Raw genomic sequence first — 25,322 nt, 5'->3', positions numbered from 1 at the left:
CTACTCAATTCAACAACACGCCCGCTCTACCCGTGCCGAACGACCGCGATCACAGCGATATTGATCTTATTCATTCCTGTCACAGCGTCGAACGTATGTTTTGCTTCAGCGCCACCGACTAACATCTCCTCGATCAATCCGCACCGTGTGATCCGCAAGAAGATGCGCCCTTGCCAACAATCGCATAGCGATAACGGTCCGTCTGCTCAGACCATCCGTAACGATCCGGAATGACGAGGCATCACCATGCTTTAACACCGGCAGCCGTGAACTCGACCGCCGGCAAGCCCCTCCCTGCCGAACGGATATTTCAATCCTGCCTGCCAGCGTGCTTGATACGGCCCATATTTCACGCCACATCTTCCGGGATGAGAAACGACCAGCCGGATCAGCGATGGTGGAAATGGAGCCTGCTGGCCTCCCTTCTCCTCAATTTGCTGGTCGCCGCGCTCATCCTGCCGCGACCACTGGTGTCGCCTCTGAAGGAAGAGCAGGCGATAACGGTCGAATTGGTGCAGTCGGTCGATCCGCCACCGAAGCCGAAAGCCGAAGCGCCCCCGCCAGCCAAACCGGTACGGCCACCGGCAGAAAGCGCCGTGAAACCACCGCCGCCGAAGGCTGCGGACGAACGGCAGGGCACGCAGCCTGTCATGAAGCCGGTGTTTCTGTTTGGCGACAAGGATCGCGGCCCCCGAAAGGCGCCGGATGGCAACAGCCCTGAAAACGGCTCGGCCCTACCCCCGGCCCGGCCTGATCCGGCTCAAACAAATGGTCCGAACACACCGGCCGTGACGCCGGCCCCAACCGAGCAGGCTCCCCAGGTTGCTGCGACAGAGGCGTCGGCTGCACCCACCCAACCCCAGGCCCCAAATCAGGCACAACCAGATCCGAAGCTGCCCGAATCCAGAACCTTGTTTTCGCAAGAGACGACCAACGACATCAACGCGATGCTTGCGATGGGAAGCATGTCTCGCGGCGAGCGGGTGGGCCAGCTTTGCGTCACGGAACTGCATGAGCAATTGCTGCATGCCTCGCCCTCCTATGTCCCCGATATGCTCCCTCGCGAACAGCTCGAGCAAGGCACCGTGCTCGAGGATTCCAAGGCAGCATTCGCCTCCAAGTCACAATGGTACAATTTGAGCTATCGTTGCGAAGTCGATGCGAAGGTAACGAAGGTCATCGCCTTCGCCTTCCAGGTCGGCAATCCGGTTCCGCGCAGCGACTGGAAAAGCCGCGGGCTCCCCGCGCCATAAACGAGGCGTGAAACGCCCGGCTTGGCTGCGGGGCGTCAGCGATCTTGGTGCATGGCAATCCGCGCGCCAGAGGCCCCAACCTGCCTATCGCGCCTTGCGCGGGCAATTTCAGCCCTGCGAGACGTCCGGCCGCCGATGCCGTCGCGATGGACGAAGCGCTTTGGCCGGAACTTGTCCCTGGTCACCCCGAGATGATCTCGTAGTGAAGGATCTGGGCCTCGCTGAGGGACGATCGCACACCGGGCGATATCAAACCGGAACCGAAGAGTAGAACGTCTTCACGCCGCACGAATACTTCAAGGCCGGGTCCCGTCGACACGAATGTGCCCGACGAGCTTCGCTCGGCCAGCCTGGCCCTGCCGTTCGAAATGGTGAAGGTCGCGTGATGCCTTGAGACCCAAGGCCGCGGCACAACGATATTGCACTCTGGGGATCGGCCGACGGTCACGGATTCATTGTTGCGGCAGGATCGCAACTGATCCCCATATCTGATGACGAGATTGAGGTGCCGTGTCGGGCTGGCAATCCTGTCGAAAGCGGTGCTCTGGTGGGCAAGCTGCGTACTGACAACACCATCGTCATCCCGCAGGGTATAGACATCGAAGGGCTCCTGCTTCCCCTTGAAGGCCATGCTATCGAGGAGCCGCAAGGCACCGCGGCTGCCCGGGATAAGTGCTTCGAAAAAGCTCTGACTGACCAGCACCTCCCCGGGGTTTGCCGTGCTCGACAACCTCGCGGTGACATTGACAACATCGCCGAATATGTCGCCCCGCATTCGAAGGACCGCTCCGAAATGCAATCCGACCCTGGCCTTCAACGGCCCATTCGTCAGCTGGCTGCTGATCTGGCCGACAGCCTTCAGCGCCGCCTCCGGCCTCTTGAACAGGCTGAGCACGTCGTCACCCTTCGAGGAAATGAACTCACCGCCGTATCGGGCGGTGATCTCGCGAATCGCGTCCAGGCATTCCGAGATTTGCCGCAGAGCACCAACATCGCCGATGCGCTCATAGAGCGGCGTGCTCCCCACGACATCGACCAAGAGGACGGCAGCTAGAATTCTCTCCTGATCCATCAACGTGCATCCGCCCCGAGAGCGCAACACCTGTATACTACACTAAAATTACCCCTGGTTTCATTACTTGAGGTCCAAATAAAACGGTGTTGGTAAGGGGCGAAACCGGCTTCATGGCAGGATGAGCCATTGTCGAGCTGCGGCGGGCTATACAGTGCGCACCTTCGAGTGCAGCGCCGGCGCAAGTGGCCCCGACGGCTCCCCGGCGTCCGTCTTATTTTTTTGAGCAACGTTGGGCCTTGCACGGTCAATGTGCAAATACCAGACCGGCGATGATAAAGGCCGCGCCCCAGATGTCGTAGTAGTGCAAACTTTCCCCGAGCAAAAGATAGGCGAGCAAGGCCACGAAGACGGTCTGCAGATAAAGCAGCATGCTGGCGCGGCCAGCGCCAAGCACCTCGACGCTGCGATTGTAGAGGTAGTACATCAGTGCGCCGCCTGGCCCGGCCAAGTAGGCAAGCGCCAACAGGCCATTCGCGTGCAATGCCGAGCCGCCGCCGTATATTGACTCCCACAGATAGAAAGGAAGGGCGGCAAGGGAGCCGGCCCCGAGCAGAACCACGACCGTGGGCAGGAGGGCGATACCGAATTTGGAACGGCGCAAGAGCACAGTGTAAAGGCCCCAGCAGAATGCGCTTCCTACGATCCACAGTTCGCCGATACTGAACTGGAGCCCTATCAGCGCGCGGAGATCACCGTGGGCAACAATCACCATCATGCCGGCCAGGGCAAGTAACGCTCCGATTGCCTTCCAGAGACCAAGCGGTTCGCCAAGCACGATCCGGGCGATAACCATGGTCATGACGGGTGAAAGTGCCATTATGATGCCGGCAGTGGTGGCATTGGTGGAATGGAGGCCTGTGTAGATCATGCCCTGGCACAGGGTCAGACCAATCGTTCCTATAAGCAGAACCTCCACCGCCCGCGATCGGATTAACGCGATTATAGCGCGGTAGTGGTGATGCACGATCGGCAGCAAAATTGCGCAAGCAAGCAACAGCCGCCAGAAGCAGAGCGCCCATGGCCCCATTTCCGGCGCCACCCATTTGGCCGCGATGTACACGCCAGCCGAAAGAAGCCACCCCAGGACCGCGGTCGAGTAAGCGATTGGAAGGGACACGCCAGAGGCGGCCTTCGCATCGTCAGCATGTGTTATCGGCAGCATTTGGATCTCAGCCTCCTCCTACCGCGAATGGCCCCGGAGCGATTGCAGCGTCGCGTCGCCGGGTGCTGTTCTCTCGCTTGGAGCCCAATCAGCGCTCTTCAACCTGCCCGGCCTGACGACCAACCATCCGATTTCTTCTGATGGGATGGTTTCCTGGCAACACAACGACGCTCTCACATTACTCCGTCTCAGAAGATTAGAGTGTCCGCTGTTGCAAAAAATATTACGCGCTTCACCCCAACCTCACTTCCGCGGCTGAAATTACTACAAATTGCGAAGATTGATTACCAAGCATAGTGTCACGATGCGCCAACCTTTATCAAGGAACATGCTGTGACCGATCACGAACGCACCCTGAAGGAAATCGCAGCCATCCGCGAACTGCTGACCTCGAAGCCTCGGCCGGTCGGATGGGGCGAGCGGCGCGCACGGCTCGATGAGGTCGGAACAAACTGGCCTATTGCCGATGATATCCTGTGCACAGCTGTCCAGTGCGATGGCGTCCCCGGTGAATGGTCGATGGCGCCGGGCAGCGACGCTGAGAAGGTGCTGCTGTATTTCCACGGCGGCGGTTACTGCTCAGGCTCTATTGAAAGCCATCGCCGGCTGGTGACGGAAGCAGGCCGCGCGGCGCGCATGCGAACCCTTGCGATCGACTATCGCCGCGCTCCCGAGCACCCTTTTCCGGCCCAGCACCAAGACGCACTCGCCGCATGGCGCTTTCTGCGGCGGCAAGGCATCGCCGCCGAACACATTGTGGTCGGTGGTGATAGTGCGGGCGGCAATCTCACTTTGGCCCTGATCGCTTGCCTGCGCGCCGCTGGTGACCCTCTTCCCCGCTGTGCATGGTTGATTTCGCCCTGGACCGATCTCACCATGTCCGGCTCGTCGCTCGCCAGCAAGGACTCGATCGATCCGATCATCCATAAGGCCTATCTGGAGGAGCTCGCCGGCGCCTATGTCCCCGTGGGGAAAGAATATTGCGACCCGCTAATCTCGCCGCTGTTCGCCGATCTGCACGGCTTTCCGCCGCTGTTGATCCAAGTTGGTTCGGCTGAGACGTTGCTGTCGGACGCCACGCGGCTTGCCGAAGCAGCAGGGATTGCGGATGTGCCGGTGCGACTCGAGATATGGCCGCATATGATTCACGCTTGGCCACTTTGGAACGCCGGTCTGGACGATGGCCGCCGCGCGCTTTCAACTGCGGGTGAATTCATTCGCAAAGCCGGGTGCCAGCCAGCCAAATGTTAGGAACGGCAGCCTTTCATATAATCGGTTCCAAAACGCCCATATTGCTGCCGGCCACCTTGGAAGTCAGCGCGAAGTGAGACCGCAAGACCGCGTGGACCTTGCAGACTTCGGTGCAAGGCTGCGCGCGCACAAAGACCCAAAGCTTGCCAATCGGGCCGCGGGAGGGCAATTTCAGCCCAGCGAGACATTCGGCGGCCGATGCCGCTGTCTTCTCTGGTCGGACAACGGGACAAGGGAACGCGAAGATCATGATCATGGACGGTGGAATTGCCGATACCGGCGAGATGGACGAGGCCGCCAAGCTCGGGCTCGGATCGGGGCTTCTCAGCCGCCGCTCGTTCCTGGTCGGCTCCGCCGCCGGCCTTGGCGCACTCGGTCTGGCCGGCTGCGCGACGTCAGGCGGCATGAGCCGGGCCGAGGCGGCGAGGCTCTATGCGGCGGTGCCCGAGGAGAAATTCCCGATCCCGGCGGTCGATGTCAGCAAGATCGACCCCAAATATTATCGCCGGAAAGTGCAGTACCCCAGCAAGGAAGTGGCCGGCACGATCATCGTCGATCCGAGCAAATATTATGTCTACCGCATCGAGGGCGACGGGATCGCCACCCGTTACGGCGCCAATGTCGGCCGCCAGGGCTTCCTGTGGCATGGGGACGCCTATGTCGGGCGCAAGGCCGAATGGCCGGTGTGGACGCCGCCCAGGGAGATGATCGCGCGCCAGCCGGAGGCCGCTAAATATGCCGGCGGCATGCCGCCCGGCCTGAACAACCCGCTCGGCGCCCGCACGCTCTATCTATATCAGAACGGCAAATACACGCTCTACACACTCTACAGCACCATCATTCCCCAGTCGATCGGCTCCGGCGTTACGAGCGGCTGTACCGGCCTGCTTACCCAGGACATGCTCCACCTCTACGGCCAGACGCCGGTGGGGACGAAGGTGGTCGTGCTGCCGGCCTAAGGCTAAGGCCCAATACGGTTTCCCGGCGTATCCTTGCCCTACCCATTGAAGTCGCAGCCTTGCGGCCTCAATCCGCCGAAGGAGGGTCAGGACGCCTCCGAAAACCGGGCGGCTATGTCCAGGCGTTGAGATCGCTGACGAGCTGCCTGTCCAGCGACAGACTTTCGAGGCCGCTGGAAAGCAGGATGCCGCCGCGATCATGGTGACCACTTCCGCCCAGCTTGCGTTTGTGGTGCAGGAAGTGACCGACCTCGTGCGCCATCACGCCGATGAAGGCCTCGCCATAGTCGAACACCCCTGGATTACCCTGGTCGACGACCACGCAGACCTGCTCGTCCGGCAGGAACTGCCCCGCCGCCTCACTGTCCGTGGCATCGTAATCGCCGACGAGAAAGCAGGTGAGATCGGCGCCGCCCTGTTTGAGCGGCACGATGTCCTGGCGGAAGACATCCCGCATGATCTTCGGCCCCAGGGCCTTTTCCACCATGATCCAGTCGGCGCCGGCCGGGGTGAAGAAGATGTTCGTCTGGGCCCCGAAGATCCAGTTCAGCCGGGTAAGGAACCAGGACGCGTCATCAGGCTTGAATTTCGTTGCGTTGACAACCTTGCCCGCCTGGTCGAAATGCCTGAGGAACTTGAAGGCGAGCGTGTAGCTCTTGCGCGGCATGATGGCGACATCGAGCTTGATGACCGTGCCGCCACGCGTGCCCGTGAGCGGGGGAATGCCGGTCCCCTTGGCCTGGACCTTGAGGGCACGTGCCCCGGCCTGCGGCCATATGGTGCCATAGAGTGAAGTGCGCAGCCGCAGCAACTGGTCGTCGCGCTCCTGGCTTTGCTGTTTGCCGTACCGGGCGTCGATATAATCCTGAGCGACGCGCTCGACCTGCTCGACGCGGACATCGTCGATCTGCAGTCGGGCCTGATCGTAGGACAGGTGAACGCCTTTGGCGTCACGCAGGCAAACCAGATTGAAGCCACCCTCTGGGACCACCATGAAGTTTTGCGCGGCAAACACCCCGGAATATTGCAGGAACTGCACGAAACTCGCCATGACGTTCCCCAGCCTCGATCCGCGATGATGCCGCGCCCGGTCCATCGCAGCCGCGAGAACCACCCGTGATCATTGTTGTCCGGTTGAGTGAACAATATAGCGGAAATCGGCTTTGCGAGGCAATCAACCGGCACCGATCCCGCCTGGCGCCGACCTGAACTCGGATCGCTTGTCAAAACCTCCAATTGAAAATCGTCTTGAAGGCATGCTGCTGGGCGTAGCCGGGGAGCTGCCCGTTGTGGGAGAGGCCGATAAAGGCGGGCACCCCGCAAAAAATCTGCGTCGCTCTGTCGGGCGGGCAGAGCGGCGTTCGTCCTCGGGGCATGGCAAGATGCTTTCTACCATGACTTCCTGCTCTCCAAGCCAAGAGCTCTTCTCCCAGCCAAGAGGACAACGATCATGCCCAGCACCATCCGTCTGCACCGCGTTCTGGCCACCAGCCCCGAGAAGGTCTACCGCGCCTTCCTCGAAGCAGATGCCCTCGCAAAATGGCTGCCGCCGAACGGCTTCACCTGCACCGTGCATCACTCCGAGCCGACGGTCGGCGGTACGTTCAAAATGTCGTTCCGCAACTTCACCACGGGCCATGGCCATTCGTTCGGCGGCGAGTATCTCGAACTCGTCCCGGGCGAACGGCTGCGCTATACGGACAAGTTCGACGATCCCAATCTGGCGGGCGAGATCGTGGTGACGGTGACGCTGAAGAAAGTGTCCTGCGGCACCGAGCTGAATATCGAGCAGGCCGGCATTCCCGACCTCATCCCGCCCGATGCCTGTTATCTCGGCTGGCAGGACTCGCTGCGCAATCTAGCCCGGCTGGTCGAGCCCGAGATCAATCAATAGTTTCGATCTATAAGGCGGGGCGCCATGCCCGTGATTGATCATCAGTCAAAGCTGGATCCAGGCCGTCTTGAGATCGCTGTATTTGTCCAAGGCGTGCAGCGATTTGTCATGACCGTTGCCGGACTGCTTCACGCCGCCGAGCGGCACTGTGTTGTCGGCACCACCATAGGTGTTGACATGCACGACGCCGGCGCGAAGGGCGCGGATCATGCGATGAGCACGCGAAAGGTCGGCGGTCCAGACGGCGGAAGCAAGACCGTAATCGCTGGCATTGGCGATGGAGATGGCCTCGGCTTCCGTCTCGAAGGGAATGATCGACAGGATCGGGCCGAAGACTTCCTCCCGTGCCAGCGTCATTTGGGGCGTGACGTCGAAGATCGTCGGCTGCATGTAGAAACCGCCGCTCTCCTGCAGGATCCGCCGGCCGCCGGTCCTGAGATTGGCCCCCTCGCCGAGGGACAGTTCGGCATAAGCGAGATCCTTCCTCAACTGAGCCTCACTGGAAACCGCGCCGATCTCCGTGGAGAGTTGCAGGGGATCGCCGACTTTCATGCACGAGGCGATGGCGGTGAGCTTTTCGGTAAAGGCCTCGCGAACGGAAGCGTGCACCAGCAGCCGGGAGCCGGCGACGCAGACCTGGCCGGCATTGCGAAAGATGCCATGGGCCGAGACTTTCGCGGCCCGGTCGAGATCGGGCACGTCGGCAAACACGATGTTGGGCGACTTGCCGCCGAGCTCGAGATAGACACGCTTGAGGTTGGAGCGGGCCGAGTATTCCAGCAGCTTGCGCCCGACACCGCCCGACCCGGTAAAGGCTATGACGTCGATATCCCGGTGCAGGCCGAGTGCCTCGCCGGACACCGCTCCCCTGCCCGTGACGACGTTCAGCACGCCTTCCGGCAGACCGGCCTCGGCGCAGAGCGAGGCCAGCTTGAGGATGCTCAGCGAAGCCCCTTCCGCCGGCTTCAGCACCACGCAATTGCCGGCCGCCAGCGCGGGCGCGATTTTCCAGGCCCCGATCATCATCGGAAAATTCCATGGCACGATGGCGGCGACGATGCCGACCGGCTCGCGATGCACGAGCCCGAGCACGTCACCGGCCGTCGGCGCGATTTCGCCATAGACCTTGTCGATCGCCTCGGCATAGTAGCGGAAGGTAGCCGCGGCACTGCCCGGCTCGGCCTTCAGGGCCATGGCCATTTCCGTACCGTTGTCGCGCACGCCCAGCACGGCAAGGTCTAGGGCGTCGCGCTCGATCAGCTCGGCGATGCGCAGCAGCACCTTCCTGCGCACCGATGGCGCCGACTTCGACCAGGAGCCTTTCTCGAAGGCAAGACGGGCGGCGCGCACGGCGCGGTCGACATCCCCTGCCCCGGCGTCGCCGATCGTGGTCAGCTTGCGCCCGTCGATCGGCGAGATGACGTCCAGGACGGCGCCATCCTGCGGCTCGCTCCAGCTGCCGCCGATGAACAGTGATTGCGGGGCGACGGGAAGGAGCCGGAGACGATCGATCTGGTCCTGCATTTCTCAATTCTCACACGATAACGGGTCACGAAGTCGAGGGCGACGGCAGGATGGGCGGATTGCGTCATCCCTCACCCTTACCCTCTCCCGGCCCGGGAGAGGGAGGCATCAGCGTTGTGCTTCTTCTTATCCCCTCGCATCTCTCCCAGTCGAAGCCCCCCTCTCCCCTGTGGGGAGAGGGGTTAGGGGTGAGGGATCTCGGCCTGCTTTGCATCCGGAATTCATCACGCCTCCTGCCCGACGCCGAGCCGGGCAAAAGCAGTGGCGTCGGTGGATTTGAGCCGGATGGCGGAAAGGAAGCCGATGATGCCGGCGATCGGAACCAGTCCAGGCAGCAGCACGGCGAGCACGCCATTGGCGCCCGCGAGCGCGCCGAAGTTCACCGCGATGAAATAGACCAGCGCCAGCAGGACCAGGCCGGTCACCACCGGCAGGATCTTGGTCACCAGCACATTGCCTTCAAGCTCGGGATTGCGCGTGAAGAAGGCGACGATCGCCAGTGCCGTGAAGGCCATCAGCAGGATGATCGCCAAGGTCGCGACATTGGTGAGCCAGGAGAACAGGGCCAGCACCGGATCCAGGCCGGCAGCGGCAAACAGCGCGACCACCAGCACAGCGATGACGGTCTGGATCATCGAGCCGACATGGGGGCTCTGGAACAGGGGATGCGTCACGCCGACCGATCTCGGCAGAAGCCCCTCGCGGCCGGCCACATAGAGGTAGCGCGCCACGCCATTGTGGAAGGCCAGAACACCGGCGAACAGGCTCGTGATGAACAGAAGGCTCATCACCACGGTGATGCCGTGGCCGACATAGCGTTCGGCGAGGCCGAAGAGGAAGGTCGTCGGATCGGCAAGGCCCTGCAGCTGCGGCACGAGCTTGTCGACGCCGGCGCCGTTCACCATCAGCCATGAGGTCAGCATATAGAATACGCCGATGATCAGCACCGAGATATAGGTCGCCCGCGGCACGGTCCTGTGCGGTTCGCGGGCCTCCTCACTGTAGATCGTCGTCGCCTCGAAACCGATGAAGGCGGCAAAACAGAACAGGAGGCCGATGGCAGGCGTGCCGCTCCAGAACGCCGCCGGCGTAAAGGGCGTGAAGGTGAGGCCGGCATCGCCTCCCTTGAAGAAGATCGCCGCATCGATGACCAGCACGACGAGATATTCCAGCGCGACCAGCACGGTGAGGATCTTGGCCGACAGATCGACACGGCGATAGCCGAAAACAGCCACCGCGGCGATGCCGACATAGGTCCACACCCACCAGGGCAGGTCCAGGCCGAACTGCTCGGCGAAGAATCCCCTTGTCGCCGCACCGAACATGCCGAACACGCCGATCTGCATGCAATTATAGGCGAGAATGGCGATGAGGGCCGCCGCTCCCCCCATCAGGCCGCCAAGCCCTTGCGCCGTATAGGCGTAGAAGGCACCGGCATTGCGGATATGGCGGGCCATGGCGACATAGCCGACGGCAAAGAGCAACAGGATCAGGGTGACCAGGACGAAGGTCAGCGGGATGCCGGGCCCATTTCCGAGCAGCATGGACAGGGGCACGCCGCCGGCGACCGCCGTCAGGGGTGCTGCCGCCGAGACCACCAGAAAGGTGATCGCCCCCACGCCGAGGCTGTTCTTGCGGAGCTGGTTGGATGGTTGGCTTTGCGAGTCTTGTCGCGTGTCTTGCCACGAATCTTGCACGGTCATGGGCGTTCGTTCCCCTGGTTGAAGGCGTCGGCATGCGTGGGGAAGGCTCGCCCGCCGTTTCGTCAGAAACGGCGCGAACGATGCTGCCCCTTATTCTTGTTGGCGTCTGTATTGATGCGCGAACTTCGGTTCATTATTTGAACCATTACTTCAAATATAGACTTGCAAAGAACCGCGGCAGCTGTCAAGTTATTTCGCATGTTAATTATCTCGGGTCGCGGCAGAAGAACCCGCAAGGCTCCCGGCGCACCGGAAGCCAAGACGAACCGACCCCCGGTGGAGGAAGAATGAGCACGATCGGCAAGGCCCTTTCATTGCTGGACACCGTGTCGCGCCTGCAGGAGGAGGCGGGGCTGACCGACATCGCCCGGCTCTGCGCCCTCGATAAGGCCACCGCCCGGCGCTTCCTGGTGGAACTCACCAAGCACGGCTTCGTCGAGCAGGATCCGGTGACACGCAAATACCGCATCGGGGCAGCGCCGGTGCGCCTCGCCCGCATTCGCGAGGCTCGCTATCCCTTCCTGCGCATCGCACTGCCCCATATCAAGGCGCTGGCGGAGGCCTCGGCCGAGACGGTGCATCTTTCCGAATTCTCGGGCAGCCAACTCGCCACCATCCATGTCGAGGATTCACCCAAAGCCCATCGGGTCATTGTCGATGTCGGGGGCATCCTGCCCTTCCACGCGACGGCGTCGGGGCTAGCCTTCCTGGCCTTTCGCCCCGCGGCGGAGATCGAAGCTGCCCTGGCATCGCCGCTGGAACGCTTCACCGAGCATACGATCACCGACCCCGCCGGGATTGGCGAATTGCTTGAAGAAACCAGAGCCCGCGGCTTCTCGATCGGTCATCAGGGCTTCGAGGTCGGCGTGGTCAGCGTGGCCGCCCCGATCCGTGCGCCCAATGGGGAGCCGATCGGATGCATCGCCGTTGCGGCTCCGACGGTGCGTGTCGCCAAGACAGCCCTCCAGGCCTTGGGTGCCGAGACCGTCGCAACGGCCGAGGTCATCTCGGAAAAATATTACGGTCTGGAACGGCCCGCTAAAACCAATGCTCGTCTTGGGAGGACTGCCTGATGAGCGTGACGGTCTCGACGCCCACAATACTCGTTATCGGAACGGGCGACACCAAATCGGACGAGCTGCAATTCATGGCCTCCGTCATCCGGGAAGCGGGCGGACACCCTGTCATGGTCGATGTCAGCATCCTGGGCGATCCGCCCTATCCCCCCGATCATTCCAGGCACGATATCGCCACGGCTGCCGGTACCTCCATCGATGCCATCATCGCCAGCGGGGACGAAAACAGCGCGATGGTCCTGATGGCACAGGGGGCGGCAGCCCTCGTCCTCGACCTCTACCGAGCCGGCAAGGTGGATGGCATCATCGCGCTCGGCGGCTCGATGGGCACCGACCTCGCCCTCGACGTATCCGCTGTCCTGCCGGTGGGCGTTCCCAAATTCGTCGTCTCGACGATCGCCTACTCCCACCTCCTTCCGCCCGAGCGCATCGCGCCAGACCTGATGATGATCCTGTGGGCTGGCGGCCTCTACGGTCTCAGCGGCATTTGCTGTTCCGTGCTCTCGCAGGCCTGCGGCGCCGTGGTCGGCGCGGCCCGACATGGCCGGAAGCCGGATTCCGCGCGTCCCCTGATCGGCATGACGTCCCTCGGCTCCACCTGCCTCAAATATATGAAGCATCTCAAGCCCGAGCTGGAACGGCGCGGCTATGACGTCGCGGTGTTCCATGCCACCGGCATGGGCGGACGCGCCTTCGAGGCGGTCGCTGAGAAGGGTGGCTTTGCGGCGGTGTTCGATTTCTGCATCCAGGAAGTCAGCAACCACCATTACGGCAGCATCGTCACCTCCGGTCCCGACCGCCTGGAGAATGCCGGGCGCGCCCGCATTCCCCAGATCGTCGCCCCGGGCGCCGTCGACATGGTGGACCTGCCATCCTGGCGCGAGCCGCCGCCCATCCTGGTGGACCGCCCCTATCACGCCCATAACCGCCTGATCGGCTCGGTGACCGCCTCCCCCGAGGGCCGGCGCGAGATCGCCCGGGTGATCGCCGCAAAGCTCAAGCGGGCCGCCGGGAGAACCGCCTTCCTGCTGCCGATCGAGGGATTGCAGGAATGGGACAAACCGGGCGAGCCCCTGCACGATCCGGCCGGCCACGCCGCCTTCGTGGATGAAATCCGCAAGGCCCTGCCCCCGAGCGTCGCCCTTCGCGAGATCAACGCCCACATCAACGCGCCGCAATTCTCGGACGTCGCGCTCGCGCTCTTCGACGAATGGGTGGCCGAGGGCATCGTACCGGAGGGACGGCCATGACCGGCGAGCGCGCCCTCATCCTCGATTTCGGTGGGGTGGTGACCCGCACCCTGTTCGAAACGCACGATGTCACAGAGCGCACCCTCGGCCTGGCGCCTGATACGCTTACCTGGCGCGGCCCCTTCGCCCCGGAGACCGATCCGCTCTGGGTCTCGATGCAACGCCAGGAGATCAGCGAGCGCGACTACTGGCTCACACGAGCCGGCGAGGTCGGCCGCATGGTCGGCGAAGACTGGACGGATATGCAGACTTTCGTGCGCCGGGCCCGCGGCGCCGAACCCGAGCTGGTGCTGCGCCCGGAAGCGCGCGAGGCCATCCTGCAGGTGAAGGCAGCGGGGCTGAAGCTCGCCATCCTCTCCAACGAACTCGACCTGTTCTACGGCGTCGAATTCCGCCAGCGCTTTCCCCTGATCGACCGCTTCGATGTCATCGTCGATGCCACCCATACCGGCATCCTGAAACCGGATGCGCGCGCCTATGAGCAGGTCCTCGCCGAGCTCGACCTGCCCCGCGAGGCTTGTGTCTTCGTCGACGACCAGCTCAAGAACATCGAAGGCGCCAGAGCGGTGCGCCTGCCCCATGTCCATTTCGACGTCACCCGGCCGTCCCAGGGCTATGCCCAGGCTCTGGCCATGCTCGGCATTTGAATTTGAAGAGGAATGAACGATGCGTGAGACCAATTTCCTGATCGAGAACAATGCACGCCAGCTCTGGCATCCGATGGCGCATCCGGCCGACATGCAGGCCAATCCGCCGCGCATCATCACCTCGGCCAGGGGCGTCGAGATCACCGATATCCACGGCAAGACGGTGCTGGACGGCGTCGGTGGCCTCTGGAACGTCAATCTGGGCTATTCCTGCGACCCGATCAAACAGGCGATCAAGGACCAGCTCGACGAACTGCCCTATTACTCGACCTTCCGGGGCACCACCAACGCGCCCTCGATCGAGCTCGCCTATGAGCTGGCGGAGTGGTTTAAGCCGGACGGACTCAGCCGCGCCTTCTTCACCTCCGGCGGTTCGGATTCGGTGGAAACCTGCCTGCGTCTGGCGCGGCAATATCACCGGGTCAGCGGCCAGCCCGAGCGTACCAAGTTCATCGCGCTGAAGAAGGGCTATCACGGCACCCATTTCGGCGGCGCCTCCGTCAACGGCAACCAGCATTTCCGCCGCAACTACGAGCCTTTGTTGCCGGGCGTATACCACCTGCCGGCACCTTGGCCCTACCGTAATCCGTTCGGGACCAGCGATGGCGCCGAGATCACGGCGGCGATCGGCCGGCTGTTCGAAGAGGAAATCGCCTTCCAGGGCGCCGATACCATCGCTGCCCTGATCCTCGAGCCCGTGCTCGGCTCCGGCGGCATCATCGTGCCGCATGAGAACTTCCTGCCGCTGATGCGCGAGATCTGCGACCGGCACGGCATTCTCCTGATCGCCGACGAGGTGATCACCGCCTTCGGCCGCACCGGCGCCTGGACCGGCTCGCGCCTGTGGGGCATCAAGCCCGATTTGATGTCCACAGCCAAGGCGATCACCAACGGCTATTTCCCCTTCGGCGTGGCGATGATCTCGGAGACGATCGCTCAGGCCTTCGAGAGCAACAAGAACACGCTCGCTACCATCAGCCATGGCTACACCTATTCCGGCCACCCCATCGGCGCGGCGGCGGCGATCGCCACGCTGAAGGAAATCCGCCGGCTCGACGTCGCCGCCAACGCCGCCGCCCGCGGCGCGGAACTGGGCCAAGGGCTCGAAAACCTCAAGGCCAGGCACGAACTCGTCGGTGACGTGCGCGGCATCGGCCTGATGTGGGCGCTCGAACTGGTCGGCGACCGCGCCAAGAAGACGCCGGCCGCCAAGGATGTGGTGCAGAAGGTGCAGGACGTCGCCTATGAGGCCGGCGTGCTGGTGCGCACCTCCGGCGCCAATGTCATCATCTCGCCGCCGCTGGTGATCAGCGCCGAGGACGTCGCGCGCATCGTTGCCGCCCTCGATGCCGGGCTGGCCGCGGCGGGAGGACGCTGAGATGGCCGGCAATGCCGCTCTGCTCGCGCGCCGCGAAAGGCTGCTCGGGCGCAACATGTCGCTGTTCTACCAGGAGCCGGTGCATCTGGTGCGCGGCGAAGGCGTCTGGCTCTGGGATGATGAGGGCCGGCGCTATCTCGACTGCTACAACAACGTGCCGCATGTCGGCCATTGCCATCCGCGCGTGGTCGAGGCGATCACGCGCCAGGCTTCGACGCTCAACACGCATACACGCTATCTGCATGAGGGCATCCTCGACTATGTCGAACGCCTGACCGCGACCTTCGACACCAACCTGAACGCGGCGATCCTCACCTGTACCGGCAGCGAGGCCAATGACGTCGCTTTGCGCATGGCGCAGGCCATGACCGGCCGGACCGGGGTGATTGCCACCGACCACACCTATCACGGCAATACCGCGGCGGTATCGCAGCTCTCCACCCGCATGCCGCCCGTCGGCGGCTTCGGTGGCCATGTCCGCCACGTGCCGGCGCCGGACAGCTACCGCCCGCTGGGCGGGGCGCCGGGCGCGGCCTTCGCGGTGGCCTTCGCCACCAAGATCGAGGAGGCGATCGCCTCGCTGGAGGCGAGCCCGCACGGCTTTTCCGCCCTGATCATCGATCCCTTCTTCGCCAATGAAGGCTTTCCCGATCTGCCCCGGGGCTTTCTGGACCGGACGGTCTCAGTCGTGCGCAAGGCCGGCGGACTCGTCATCGCCGACGAGGTCCAGCCCGGCTTCGGCCGAACGGGCAGCCATATGTGGGGCCACCAGCGCGCCGGCTTCCTTCCCGATATCGTCACGTTGGGCAAGCCCATGGCCAATGGTCATCCGGTCGGCGGCGTGGTCGCCAACATCGATACGCTGAACACCTTCCGCAAGGCCTTCCGCTACTTCAACACCTTCGGCGGCAATCCTGTGTCCTGCGCCGCGGCGATGGCGGTGCTCGACGTGATCGAGGAAGAAAGGCTGATCGAAAACGCTAGCACCGTCGGCGCCCATGCGCGCGCCGGCTTCGAGCGTCTCGCAGGCAAGCATGCCCTCATCGGCGACATCCGCGGCAGCGGCCTGTTCATGGGCACCGAATTCGTACTGGATCGCTCGACCAGGGCACCGGCTCCCGATCTCGCCACCCGCATCGTCAACGCCATGCGGGAGCGCGGCGTGCTGATGGGCAAGATCGGCGTGCATCAATGCGCCACCAAGATCCGCCCGCCCATGCCGTTCTCCAAGGAACATGCCGATCTGATGCTGTCGACCCTCGACGATGTGCTGTCGGGTCTGTGAGGCGGTGATGATGGGCGATCCGGCGCAAGAACTGAAGAACACGCTGTTTGAGCGAGCCAGCGAAGCGCTGCAGCATTGGCCGGCGCCGGCCCAGCAGCCGCAACTCCTCAAATATCGGGAGAATGCGGTTTTCCGTATCGTCCTCGCCGATGGCCGGCCGGCGGCATTGCGGCTGCACCGGGCGGGCTATCACGACGAGGCAGCGCTGCAATCGGAACTGGCCTGGATGACGGCCCTGCGGCAGGGCGGCCTGGCGGTACCCGCCTCCATTCCGGCCGAGGATGGGCACCCCCTGGTCGCGCTGCCCGCCACTCAACGTTTTGCTGCCCAACATGCCGACATCGTCAGCTGGATCGACGGTGTGCCGCTCGGCCAAACGGGAATGCCCCTGGCGCAGCCGCCGGGAAAACAGGCCGAGCTTTTCTTCAGGATCGGCCAGGCCATGGCCACCATGCATGATCTCGCCGATGCCTGGCAGCGGCCATCCGGTTTCCATCGGCCAGCCTGGGATATCGAAGGGCTGGTGGGCGAGCAGCCGCTCTGGGGACGGTTCTGGGATTGTCCGGGCCTTTCGCCACGGGAAAGCGAAGCTCTTGCCAAGCTGCGGATCAGGCTCCGCCAGGCCCTCGACAGCCACGCCCCTTGCCTCGACTACGGCCTCATCCATGCCGACCTCGTGCGCGAGAACGTCTTCATGACCAATGGCGGCGTGGCCTTCATCGATTTCGACGATTGCGGCCACGGCTACCGCCTGTTCGACCTTGCCACGGCGCTGCTGAAGAACCGGCGCGAGCCGGCTTATCCGGCCATCGAGCAGGCGCTGGTCGCCGGCTATCGCAGCCGCCGCGGCCTCAGCGAGGAGGCGCTGGCGGCCCTGCCGCTCTTCCTCCTCTTGCGGAGCCTGACCTATATCGGCTGGGTGGCGCAACGGCCTGAGACCCCCGACGCCGCCGAACGCCTGTCGCGTTATCTGAAAGAAAGCTTTCAACTGGCCGAGACTGTGCAAATCGACCCTTGACACGGTTCACAATTTTATTAACATGTTAATTAAATAGATCGGGAAACGCCAAGGCCATGCCGCACCTCACCGTGGAATATTCCGGCAATCTCGAAGGGCGCGTCGAGATCGGCGCGCTCTGCGACCGGCTGCACGCCGCCATTCTGGCCACGGGGCTCTTCGAGCTCGGCGCCATTCGCGTTCGGGCCTTGAAGGCGGACCATTTCACCATAGCCGACTACCTGCCCGAGAACGCCTTCGTCGACCTCAACTTCCGCATCGGCCACGGCCGCAGTGCCGATGAAAAGAAGCGTACGGGCGAGGCCCTGTTCGCCGCGGCGGGCGAGGTGCTCGCTGCCCTGTTCGCAACCCCTCATTTCGCGCTTTCGCTGGAGATCCGGGAAATCGACCCGGAGCTGAGCTGGAAGCGCAATGCCATCCATCCGCGCCTTCGCGGCAAATAGCCTGCGCGACGGCCGCCCCCGATCATCGAGAGATCCATTCATGTCGACACTGCAGGAAAACCTGGCCAAGGCCGAAGCCTATCTGGCTCGTTTCAAGGGCATGGTCGTGCCCAACCGCATTGGCGGCGAAGACGTCGCAGCAGCCGATGGTGCCACTTTCGAGACGATCTCGCCGATCGACCTGAAGCCGCTGGCCCGCGTGGCGCGCGGCTCGAGCGCCGATGTCGATCGCGCCGCCAAGGCGGCCAAGGCGGCTTTCGCCGAATGGGCGGCCATGCCGGGCGGGGCTCGCAAGAAGCTCCTGCACAAGATCGCCGATGCCATCGTGGCGCGCGCCGAGGAAATCGCCTTCGTCGAATGCATGGATACCGGCCAGGCCTTGAAATTCATGGCCAAGGCAGCCTTGCGCGGCGCCGAGAATTTCCGCTTCTTCGCCGACCGGGCACCCGAGGCCCGTGACGGCAAATCCCTGCGCGCCGACGGCCAGTTCAACGTCACCACGCGCGTGCCGATCGGACCAGTGGGCATCATCACCCCCTGGAACACACCCTTCATGCTGTCGACCTGGAAGATCGCACCGGCGCTCGCCGCGGGTTGTACCGTCGTGCACAAGCCGGCCGAATTCTCGCCGCTGACGGCAAGGCTGCTGGTCGAGATCGCCGAGGAGGCCGGATTGCCCAAGGGCGTGTGGAACCTCGTCAATGGCTTTGGCGAGGATGCCGGCCGCGCCCTCACCGAACATCCCCTGATCAAGGCGATCGGCTTCGTGGGCGAGAGCCGCACCGGCGCGATGATCATGCGGCAGGGCGCCGAAACCCTGAAGCGCGTGCATTTCGAACTGGGCGGCAAGAACCCCATGATCGTCTTCGCCGATGCCGATCTCGAACGCGCGGCAGACGCTGCCGTCTTCATGATCTATTCGCTGAACGGAGAGCGCTGCACCTCCTCCTCGCGCCTGCTCGTCGAGGAGAGTATCTACGACAGGTTCACCGCACTGATCGCCGAGAAGGCCAGCCGGATCAAGGTCGGCCATCCGCTCGATCCGGAAACGGTGATCGGGCCGTTGATCCACCCGGTGCATGAGAAGAAGGTGCTCGACTATATCGCCATCGGCCAGGCCGAAGGTGCCAAGGTGGCCGCGGGGGGCACCAAGGTCGAGGGACCGGGCGGGGGATGCTATGTCTCGCCGACCTTGTTTACGGGTGCCAACAACCGTATGCGCATCGCTCAGGAAGAGATCTTCGGACCGGTGCTGACGGCGATCCCCTTCGCCGACGAGGACGAGGCCCTCGCCCTGGCCAACGACGTCCAATACGGCCTGGCGGGCTATCTGTGGACCGCCGACCTCGGCCGGGCCCTGCGCTTCACCGACCATCTCGAAGCCGGGATGATCTGGGTCAATTCGGAGAATGTGCGCCACCTGCCCACGCCCTTCGGCGGGGTCAAGAATTCCGGCATCGGCCGCGACGGCGGCGACTGGTCCTTCGACTTCTACATGGAGACGAAGAACATCGCCTTCGCGACCAAGCCCCACGCCATCACGAAGCTGGGCGGCTGATCGACCGCTCACCAGAAATACATCGTCATCCCCGGCCGAGCCACTCGCGAGCGCAGCAAGAGAGGGCGAGGGGAAGGGGATCCAGAGGCTCAATGGCTCAACTTACGACTCCTGGATCCCCTTCCCGCCACCTGCGGTGGCGCTGTCGCCCCAAGTTGCATCGCAAGTTGGGCTGAGGATGACGCCTCAAACCGGTACTTCATGAATAGGCCCCAGGCCTAGCCGTCATAGAATACAGCCCGCCCCTCGATGGGAGCGGGCGGGAGGAAGACCCGATGCCCCTACCCCAACCTGTTCTCCATCCGCCCTTCAACATCGTCAGGCTCAGCCATGTCGAGCTCGCCGTGACGGATCTGGCCAAGTCGCGCGCCTTCTATGTCGACATTCTCGGCCTGCAGGTGACCGACGAGACATCGGACACCATCTATCTCAGGGCGATGGAGGAGCGCGGCCATCATTGCATCGTCCTCAAAAAGGCCGAGACCGCCGAGGCGCGCGACCTCGGTTTCAAGGTCTATTCGGAGGACGACCTCGACAGGGCGGCGCATTTCTTCAAAGGCAGAGAGCTGCCGGTCGAATGGATCGAGCGCCCCTACCAGGCCAGGACCTTCCGCACCCGCGATCCGCAGGGCATTCCGCTCGAATTCTATGCCAAGATGGAGCGCCTGCCGCCCATCCACCAGAAATACGCGCTCTATCGTGGCGTCAAGCCGCTGCGCATCGACCACTTCAACTGCTTCTCGCCCAATGTCGACGAGGCCGTGGCCTTCTACAACGAGATCGGCTTTCGCGTCACCGAATATACCGAGGACGAAGAAACCGGCCGGCTCTGGGCGGCCTGGACCCATCGCAAGGGCGGCGTGCACGACATCGCCTTTACCAATGGCCGCGGGCCGCGCCTGCATCACACCGCCTTCTGGGTGCCGACGCCCCTCAACATCATCGACCTGCTCGATCTGATGGCGACGTCGGGATGGGTTGCCAATATCGAGCGCGGTCCCGGGCGCCATGGCATCTCCAATGCCTTCTTCCTCTATATTCTCGATCCGGACGGGCATCGCATCGAGATCTATTGTTCCGACTACCAGACGGTCGATCCCGATCTGGAGCCGATCAAATGGGACCTCAAGGATCCGCAGCGCCAGACTCTGTGGGGAGCCCCCGCCCCCAAATCCTGGTTCGAGCATGGCAGTCCCTTCGCCGACACGCCCATCATCGACTCCATCCTCAAGGCCCAGCCGATCATCGCCCCCTGATCGCCAGTTTGGGCATCGCTGCCCCGGAACCAACGAAACGGAGCGTGTTCTGTCCTGAATGCACTCCGCCCTGCACTGTCAAGGAGACGATTGTGACCGACAGGCCCCGTTTTGCCGCCTTCTCCCATCAGGGAGCCCTGAAATACGGCCTTGCGAAGGGCGAGTGCATCATCGACCTGTCGAAGCGCCATGGCGAGCGCTGGCCGAGCTTGCGGGAGGTGATCGAAGCCGGCGCCCTGGCACAACTCGCCGAGGAAGCAGTATCGCTACCCCCCGATTATGCCCTTTCGGACATCACCTTCGAAATTCCGATCCCTGCCCCGGAGAAGCTGATCTGCGTGGGCGTGAACTTTCCCGACCGCAACGAGGAATACAAGGACGGCCAGGCCGCGCCGGCCAACCCCTCCCTCTTCATCCGTTTTCCGCGCTCCTTCACCGGCCACGGCCAGCCGCTGATCCGCCCGCCCGAAAGCCCGCAGCTCGATTATGAGGGCGAGATCGTCATCGTCGTCGGCAAGGGTGGCCGGCGCATAGCCGAGACCGAAGCGCTCGACCACATCGCCGCGTTGTCACTGTGCAACGAAGGCACGATCCGCGACTGGGTGCGCCACGCCAAGTTCAACGTCACCCAGGGCAAGAATTTCGATCGCACCGGTTCGATCGGCCCCTGGCTCGTCCCCTATACAGACAGCACCCAGCTTGCCGACATCGAACTCACGACCCGCGTCAATGGCGAGATTCGCCAGAAGGACCGGACCAGCCGGATGATCTTCTCCTTCACCCGGATCATCGCCTATATCTCGACCTTCACCACGCTGGTTCCCGGCGACGTGATCGTCACGGGCACGCCGACCGGGGCCGGCGCGCGCTTCGATCCGCCGATCTGGCTCAAGCCCGGCGACGTCGTCGAGGTCAGCGCCGAGGGTCTCGGCACCCTCAGCAACACGATCGCCGACGAGGTCTGAGATGATGACAGCAGCTGAAATCGAAGCTGCCGCGGAAAGCCTGGACGAGGCCGAGCGCACCCGCATCCAGACCGGCCTCCTCTCCCTCAAGCATCCCGGCATCGACATGGCCGACGCCTATGCGATCCAAGCCCGCTGGGTGAGCAGGAAGATCGATCGCGGCGCCAGGGTGATCGGCTGGAAGATCGGCCTTACCTCCAAGGCGATGCAATCTGCGCTGAACATCGACATTCCCGATTCCGGCGTGTTGTTCGACGATATGCTGTTCGAGGACGGCGCCACCATCCCAGCCGACCGCTTCATCCAGCCGCGCGTCGAGGCCGAACTCTCCTTCGTGATGAAGGCACCGCTTCGGGGGCCACGCGTCACCGTCTTCGAGGTGCTTGAAGCCACCGACTATGTCACCCCCGCCCTCGAAATCCTCGATACACGCATTCTTCGCGTCGATCCCGAGACCGGGAAGGCCCGCACCATCTTCGATACCATCTCCGACAACGCCGCCAATGCCGGCATCGTCACCGGTGGTCGAGCGATGCGACCGGATCAGGTCGATCTGCGCTGGATCGGTGCCATCGTCACGCGCAACGCCGAGGTCGAGGAGACCGGCCTCGGCGCCGGTGTGCTCAACCAGCCGGCGCGCGGCATCGCCTGGCTCGCCAACCGACTGGCCGAGTATGGTCAGGGCATCGAGGCCGGACAGATCGTGCTCGCCGGCTCCTTCATCCGTCCCATCGAGGCGCGGCATGGCGACACGATCCACGCCGATTTCGGCCCCTATGGTTCAGCGAGCATCTATTTCGCCTGAAAATCGCAGTCGCAGGTACTTTGCGCTCCCCTTGATGGGGAGGGTCAGCCTGAAAGGCCGGGGTGGGGTGTTTTCGCGCAAGTCCTCGAAGGGCAAAGAACCTGTGCGCGCATACCTGGGCACTACGCCTGCCGCGCCTCAATCCCCGAACAGCTCCAGCAGGCTCGCCACCTCGAGATCGGGGGTCACATCCGGCCGGGCGGCAGCCACCACGCCGGTCGTGACCAACACGGAACGCATGCCCGCCCGCTTGCCGGCCAGTATGTCGGTGGCGATCTGGTCTCCGATCATGATCGTCCCCTCGCGCGGCGTGCCGAGAAAGCCGAGCGCCTCTTCGATCATCAGCGGCTCGGGCTTGCCCACTACGATCGGCCGGCAGGACGGCACCGCCGCCTGGACGGCCGCCATCAGCACGCCGACGCAGGGCTCGAAGCCCCTCTCGACCGGAGCCAGCATGTCGGGATTGGTCACCACCACCGCGGCTCCGCCGAGTGCCGCGCGCACCGCCGTGCTCAGCTTGGCATAGCTGAGCTGATAGTCGAAGCCGAGCACCACGACCTCGGCATCGTCTCCCGCCGGGGTGAAGCCCGCCGCCTCCAGCGCTGCGAATAAGGGCTGTTCGCCGATGGCAAAGACCCGCGCCCCCGCAGGCCAGCGCCGGCGCATCAGGCTGGCGGTAGCCGAGACCGCGCAGAAGACCTGCTCGGGCTCGGCGACAATCCCCATCCGCGTCAGCTTAGCGGCGAAATCGGCCGCCGATTTCGTGGCGTTGTTGGTGACGAAGGCATAGGGAATTCCGTCGGCATGCCAGCGCCGGAAGGCCTCGACAGCATCGGGAATCGGGCTGTTGCCACGATAGGCCACCCCATCGAGATCCGAAACGATCCCCTTCAGGCTCATGGATTGGAATGACGGCATCGACGAGGTTCCCTGACACGATTCGGCCGGGATCATAGGCTGGCCTGGCACGCAGCGGCCATTGCCTGAACTCCTGCATTCCTGTGCCCGTAACCACCCCGCGCAGAGTCCGGTTTTCCATGCCTCTTGATTGGGCATGGCGCGAGAAGGGTCAGCAATGGAATCGTGGAGCTGTAGGCATCAGGCTCCGGCGCCATCTGGTCTAGAGTTTCATCACCCACCAACGACAAAGTGGGACGGCTCGGCACTGCGTCGGATCGGAAGGCGAGCCCGAAAAACTTCTGCGCCCCCATTCAGAGGAACGAGAGATGATCAACCGCAGAGACCTTATGCTGGGCGCGCTGGCTGGAGCCGGCGCCTTCGGCTTCGGCCGCGTCAACCCCGACTTCCTGGTCAGTTCGGCCTTCGCCGCCGAAGGCCGGTCCCTGCGCTTCCTCGGCGCCGAGGCGCTGACCGGCAATTGGGACCCGACCACGCATACCAATCTCGGCCAGCTCATCGTAGAGGGTTTCGTGTTCGGCTATCTCACCCGGGCACCGATGAAGCCCGACAATCCGGAAGAACTGGTGTTCGAACTGGCTGAGTCCCTCAAGCCGATCGACACCTACACGCTGGAAGTGAAGCTGCGCAAAGGCGTGAAGTTTCACGACGGCACGCCCTTCACCTCGGCCGACGTCAAGGCCACCTACGAATATGGCTCGCAGCCCGACAGGCCGGCGCAATGGTATCCGGGCCAGGTCAAGGTCGACATCGTCGACGAGCACACCTGCCATATCAACACCAAGGACTATGGCTATCCGGCTGCGCTCTATTACTACCTCTCGTCCTTCCTGCCGATCATGGCCGCCAAGGACATCGCCAACAAGGCACAGCTCTCGGCCCGCATGAACGGCACCGGCCCGTTCAAATATGTCGACCAGAAGGGCGACACCACCATCCTGGCCGCCAATACCGATTTCATATTCGGCGCGCCCAAGATCCCCGGCGTCGAATATCATTTCGTCGGCGACACCACGACACGCACTTTGTCCCTGCTCAACGGCCAGGCCGACATCATCGAGCGCCTGGAACAGGAGCAGGTCGACACCATCGCCAAGGACGACCGTTTCGCCATCCACAAGGCTGTTTCGGTGGAGAACAAATATCTGTTCTTCCGCTGCTCCAAGAAGCCCTTCGACGATCCGCGCATCCGCCTCGCCGCCTGCCACTCGATCGACCGCAAGCAGGTGCTCGAGGTCCTCGGCGTTTCCGGTACCTTTTCCAAGGCCCATATCTCGCCGGTGAAGTTCGGCTACACCGAAGTGGCCGACTATCCCGAATATGATCCGGACAAGGCCCAGGCCCTACTGGCCGAGGCGGGCTTCCCCAAGGGCGAGGGCCTGCCGGAACTGACCTATTACTCCTCGGTCGGCTTCTATCCGAAGACCAAGGAATATGCCGAATTGATCACCGGCATGCTGGAGGAACAGGGCTTCAAGGTGAACCTGCAAACCCTGGAAGTCGCGGCCTGGGGCAATCTGCTCTACGACAAGCCCGGCGGCGGTGAAGGCAACATGATCGACTGCGGCTGGTGCACGGGCTCGCCCGAACCGGACCTGGTGATCCGTACCCATTTCCACTCCTCCTCCAAGCGCATCACCGGCATCGTCGACAAGGAGATCGATGCGGTACTGGACAAGGAGCGCAACGCCGCCTCGATCGAGGAGCGCAAGAAAATCCTGCAGACGGAAACCCTGCCGACCATCGCGCGCAAGGCGCCGGCGCTGGCCCTGTTCACCTCGGTGTTCATCCACGCCTACTCCAAGAAGCTCGACGGTCTCTACATCTACCCGAACGGCATGCAGGACATGAGCAAGGCAAACCTGGCCTGAGCCGCAAGGGACTGGAGCCGGTCCCCCCGGC

The 25,322-nt window shown here is 63.4% G+C and carries 22 protein-coding genes; 16 read left to right on the top strand and 6 right to left on the bottom strand.

What is annotated here, in order from left to right; genetic code table 11:
* The first annotated feature begins 230 nt into the window (after positions 1–230).
* Positions 231–1,253 (top strand): DUF930 domain-containing protein, encoded by a 1,023-nt coding sequence (locus ACN6KF_RS30960; RefSeq protein WP_434960715.1) that lies wholly within the window; start codon positions 231–233, stop codon positions 1,251–1,253.
* 181 nt (positions 1,254–1,434) lie between these two features.
* On the opposite strand, the gene ACN6KF_RS30955 is transcribed toward ACN6KF_RS30960, so the two are convergent.
* Both ACN6KF_RS30955 and ACN6KF_RS30950 read right to left on the bottom strand, forming a co-directional pair.
* Positions 1,435–2,325 carry an adenylate/guanylate cyclase domain-containing protein gene (locus ACN6KF_RS30955; protein ID WP_434960714.1) on the bottom strand — a complete coding sequence of 297 codons (891 nt, stop codon included), beginning with the start codon at positions 2,323–2,325 and terminating at the stop codon, positions 1,435–1,437.
* A gap of 247 nt (positions 2,326–2,572) precedes the next feature.
* Entirely contained in the window at positions 2,573–3,490 is a 918-nt protein-coding gene (locus ACN6KF_RS30950; RefSeq protein ID WP_434960713.1) for a DMT family transporter, read from the bottom strand.
* A gap of 333 nt (positions 3,491–3,823) precedes the next feature.
* Between ACN6KF_RS30950 and ACN6KF_RS30945 the strand changes: the two genes are divergently transcribed.
* Positions 3,824–4,741 carry an alpha/beta hydrolase gene (locus ACN6KF_RS30945; RefSeq protein ID WP_434960712.1) on the top strand — a complete coding sequence of 306 codons (918 nt, stop codon included), beginning with the start codon at positions 3,824–3,826 and terminating at the stop codon, positions 4,739–4,741.
* 248 nt (positions 4,742–4,989) lie between these two features.
* Positions 4,990–5,700 carry a L,D-transpeptidase gene (locus ACN6KF_RS30940; protein WP_434960711.1) on the top strand — a complete coding sequence of 237 codons (711 nt, stop codon included), beginning with the start codon at positions 4,990–4,992 and terminating at the stop codon, positions 5,698–5,700.
* Positions 5,701–5,812: 112 nt separating this feature from the next.
* On the opposite strand, the gene ACN6KF_RS30935 is transcribed toward ACN6KF_RS30940, so the two are convergent.
* The gene (locus ACN6KF_RS30935; protein WP_434960710.1) at positions 5,813–6,751 is read right to left on the bottom strand and encodes a hypothetical protein; all 939 of its coding nucleotides are present in this window, start codon (positions 6,749–6,751) and stop codon (positions 5,813–5,815) included.
* Positions 6,752–7,150: 399 nt separating this feature from the next.
* On the opposite strand from ACN6KF_RS30935, the gene ACN6KF_RS30930 reads away from it, so the two are divergent.
* The gene (locus ACN6KF_RS30930) at positions 7,151–7,594 is read left to right on the top strand and encodes an SRPBCC family protein (protein WP_434960709.1); all 444 of its coding nucleotides are present in this window, start codon (positions 7,151–7,153) and stop codon (positions 7,592–7,594) included.
* A gap of 45 nt (positions 7,595–7,639) precedes the next feature.
* Here ACN6KF_RS30930 and ACN6KF_RS30925 read toward each other — a convergent pair whose 3' ends face one another.
* Both ACN6KF_RS30925 and ACN6KF_RS30920 read right to left on the bottom strand, forming a co-directional pair.
* Positions 7,640–9,118 carry an aldehyde dehydrogenase gene (locus tag ACN6KF_RS30925; RefSeq protein WP_434960708.1) on the bottom strand — a complete coding sequence of 493 codons (1,479 nt, stop codon included), beginning with the start codon at positions 9,116–9,118 and terminating at the stop codon, positions 7,640–7,642.
* Positions 9,119–9,342: 224 nt separating this feature from the next.
* Positions 9,343–10,821, bottom strand: coding sequence for an APC family permease (locus ACN6KF_RS30920; protein ID WP_434960707.1), 1,479 nt, complete (start codon positions 10,819–10,821; stop codon positions 9,343–9,345).
* Positions 10,822–11,108: 287 nt separating this feature from the next.
* Between ACN6KF_RS30920 and ACN6KF_RS30915 the strand changes: the two genes are divergently transcribed.
* From ACN6KF_RS30915 to hpaH, 11 genes are all read left to right on the top strand, one after another.
* A complete protein-coding gene (locus ACN6KF_RS30915; protein ID WP_434960706.1) occupies positions 11,109–11,894 on the top strand; it encodes an IclR family transcriptional regulator in 786 nt (261 codons plus the stop codon).
* The gene (locus ACN6KF_RS30910; RefSeq protein ID WP_434960705.1) at positions 11,894–13,147 is read left to right on the top strand and encodes a Tm-1-like ATP-binding domain-containing protein; all 1,254 of its coding nucleotides are present in this window, start codon (positions 11,894–11,896) and stop codon (positions 13,145–13,147) included. The genes ACN6KF_RS30915 and ACN6KF_RS30910 overlap by 1 nt, the downstream gene beginning before the upstream one ends.
* A complete protein-coding gene (locus tag ACN6KF_RS30905; RefSeq protein WP_434960704.1) occupies positions 13,144–13,794 on the top strand; it encodes an HAD family hydrolase in 651 nt (216 codons plus the stop codon). The genes ACN6KF_RS30910 and ACN6KF_RS30905 overlap by 4 nt, the downstream gene beginning before the upstream one ends.
* 19 nt (positions 13,795–13,813) lie before the next feature.
* On the top strand, positions 13,814–15,172 hold the full coding sequence (locus ACN6KF_RS30900) for an aspartate aminotransferase family protein (protein ID WP_434960703.1): 1,359 nt from the start codon (positions 13,814–13,816) through the stop codon (positions 15,170–15,172).
* A gap of 1 nt (position 15,173) precedes the next feature.
* Positions 15,174–16,457, top strand: coding sequence for an aspartate aminotransferase family protein (locus tag ACN6KF_RS30895; protein ID WP_434960702.1), 1,284 nt, complete (start codon positions 15,174–15,176; stop codon positions 16,455–16,457).
* A 7-nt stretch (positions 16,458–16,464) separates the two neighbouring features.
* Complete coding sequence (locus ACN6KF_RS30890) at positions 16,465–17,475, top strand: phosphotransferase enzyme family protein (RefSeq protein ID WP_434960701.1); 1,011 nt, start codon at positions 16,465–16,467, stop codon at positions 17,473–17,475.
* A gap of 56 nt (positions 17,476–17,531) precedes the next feature.
* A complete protein-coding gene (locus ACN6KF_RS30885) occupies positions 17,532–17,918 on the top strand; it encodes a 5-carboxymethyl-2-hydroxymuconate Delta-isomerase (protein ID WP_434960700.1) in 387 nt (128 codons plus the stop codon).
* A gap of 40 nt (positions 17,919–17,958) precedes the next feature.
* On the top strand, positions 17,959–19,476 hold the full coding sequence (gene hpaE, locus ACN6KF_RS30880; protein WP_434960699.1) for a 5-carboxymethyl-2-hydroxymuconate semialdehyde dehydrogenase: 1,518 nt from the start codon (positions 17,959–17,961) through the stop codon (positions 19,474–19,476).
* A 275-nt stretch (positions 19,477–19,751) separates the two neighbouring features.
* Complete coding sequence (gene hpaD, locus ACN6KF_RS30875) at positions 19,752–20,732, top strand: 3,4-dihydroxyphenylacetate 2,3-dioxygenase (RefSeq protein WP_434960698.1); 981 nt, start codon at positions 19,752–19,754, stop codon at positions 20,730–20,732.
* 92 nt (positions 20,733–20,824) lie between these two features.
* Positions 20,825–21,697 (top strand): fumarylacetoacetate hydrolase family protein, encoded by an 873-nt coding sequence (locus ACN6KF_RS30870; RefSeq protein ID WP_434960697.1) that lies wholly within the window; start codon positions 20,825–20,827, stop codon positions 21,695–21,697.
* A gap of 1 nt (position 21,698) precedes the next feature.
* Positions 21,699–22,502 carry a 2-oxo-hept-4-ene-1,7-dioate hydratase gene (gene hpaH / locus ACN6KF_RS30865; RefSeq protein WP_434960696.1) on the top strand — a complete coding sequence of 268 codons (804 nt, stop codon included), beginning with the start codon at positions 21,699–21,701 and terminating at the stop codon, positions 22,500–22,502.
* Between the two features lie 138 nt (positions 22,503–22,640).
* On the opposite strand, the gene ACN6KF_RS30860 is transcribed toward hpaH, so the two are convergent.
* Positions 22,641–23,420 carry an HAD-IIA family hydrolase gene (locus ACN6KF_RS30860; RefSeq protein ID WP_434960695.1) on the bottom strand — a complete coding sequence of 260 codons (780 nt, stop codon included), beginning with the start codon at positions 23,418–23,420 and terminating at the stop codon, positions 22,641–22,643.
* Positions 23,421–23,728: 308 nt separating this feature from the next.
* Between ACN6KF_RS30860 and ACN6KF_RS30855 the strand changes: the two genes are divergently transcribed.
* Positions 23,729–25,291 (top strand): ABC transporter substrate-binding protein, encoded by a 1,563-nt coding sequence (locus ACN6KF_RS30855; protein WP_434960694.1) that lies wholly within the window; start codon positions 23,729–23,731, stop codon positions 25,289–25,291.
* Positions 25,292–25,322 lie beyond the last annotated feature (31 nt).

It is taken from the genome of Labrys methylaminiphilus subsp. lupini, assembly GCF_051161885.1.
Lineage (GTDB): Bacteria > Pseudomonadota > Alphaproteobacteria > Rhizobiales > Labraceae > Labrys.
Note: the sequence above shows the minus strand (reverse complement) of the source record. Positions and strands in the feature narration are given on the sequence as shown.

Coding starts and splice junctions, on each gene's coding strand:
- ACN6KF_RS30960 (WP_434960715.1), top strand. CDS start 231: ATGACGAGGCATCACCATGCTTTAACACCGGCAGCCGTGAACTCGACC.
- ACN6KF_RS30955 (WP_434960714.1), bottom strand. CDS start 2,325: ATGGATCAGGAGAGAATTCTAGCTGCCGTCCTCTTGGTCGATGTCGTG.
- ACN6KF_RS30950 (WP_434960713.1), bottom strand. CDS start 3,490: ATGCTGCCGATAACACATGCTGACGATGCGAAGGCCGCCTCTGGCGTG.
- ACN6KF_RS30940 (WP_434960711.1), top strand. CDS start 4,990: ATGATCATGGACGGTGGAATTGCCGATACCGGCGAGATGGACGAGGCC.
- ACN6KF_RS30935 (WP_434960710.1), bottom strand. CDS start 6,751: ATGGCGAGTTTCGTGCAGTTCCTGCAATATTCCGGGGTGTTTGCCGCG.
- ACN6KF_RS30930 (WP_434960709.1), top strand. CDS start 7,151: ATGCCCAGCACCATCCGTCTGCACCGCGTTCTGGCCACCAGCCCCGAG.
- ACN6KF_RS30925 (WP_434960708.1), bottom strand. CDS start 9,118: ATGCAGGACCAGATCGATCGTCTCCGGCTCCTTCCCGTCGCCCCGCAA.
- ACN6KF_RS30920 (WP_434960707.1), bottom strand. CDS start 10,821: ATGACCGTGCAAGATTCGTGGCAAGACACGCGACAAGACTCGCAAAGC.
- ACN6KF_RS30915 (WP_434960706.1), top strand. CDS start 11,109: ATGAGCACGATCGGCAAGGCCCTTTCATTGCTGGACACCGTGTCGCGC.
- ACN6KF_RS30910 (WP_434960705.1), top strand. CDS start 11,894: ATGAGCGTGACGGTCTCGACGCCCACAATACTCGTTATCGGAACGGGC.
- ACN6KF_RS30905 (WP_434960704.1), top strand. CDS start 13,144: ATGACCGGCGAGCGCGCCCTCATCCTCGATTTCGGTGGGGTGGTGACC.
- ACN6KF_RS30900 (WP_434960703.1), top strand. CDS start 13,814: ATGCGTGAGACCAATTTCCTGATCGAGAACAATGCACGCCAGCTCTGG.
- ACN6KF_RS30895 (WP_434960702.1), top strand. CDS start 15,174: ATGGCCGGCAATGCCGCTCTGCTCGCGCGCCGCGAAAGGCTGCTCGGG.
- ACN6KF_RS30890 (WP_434960701.1), top strand. CDS start 16,465: ATGATGGGCGATCCGGCGCAAGAACTGAAGAACACGCTGTTTGAGCGA.
- ACN6KF_RS30885 (WP_434960700.1), top strand. CDS start 17,532: ATGCCGCACCTCACCGTGGAATATTCCGGCAATCTCGAAGGGCGCGTC.
- hpaE (WP_434960699.1), top strand. CDS start 17,959: ATGTCGACACTGCAGGAAAACCTGGCCAAGGCCGAAGCCTATCTGGCT.
- hpaD (WP_434960698.1), top strand. CDS start 19,752: ATGCCCCTACCCCAACCTGTTCTCCATCCGCCCTTCAACATCGTCAGG.
- hpaH (WP_434960696.1), top strand. CDS start 21,699: ATGATGACAGCAGCTGAAATCGAAGCTGCCGCGGAAAGCCTGGACGAG.
- ACN6KF_RS30860 (WP_434960695.1), bottom strand. CDS start 23,420: ATGCCGTCATTCCAATCCATGAGCCTGAAGGGGATCGTTTCGGATCTC.
- ACN6KF_RS30855 (WP_434960694.1), top strand. CDS start 23,729: ATGATCAACCGCAGAGACCTTATGCTGGGCGCGCTGGCTGGAGCCGGC.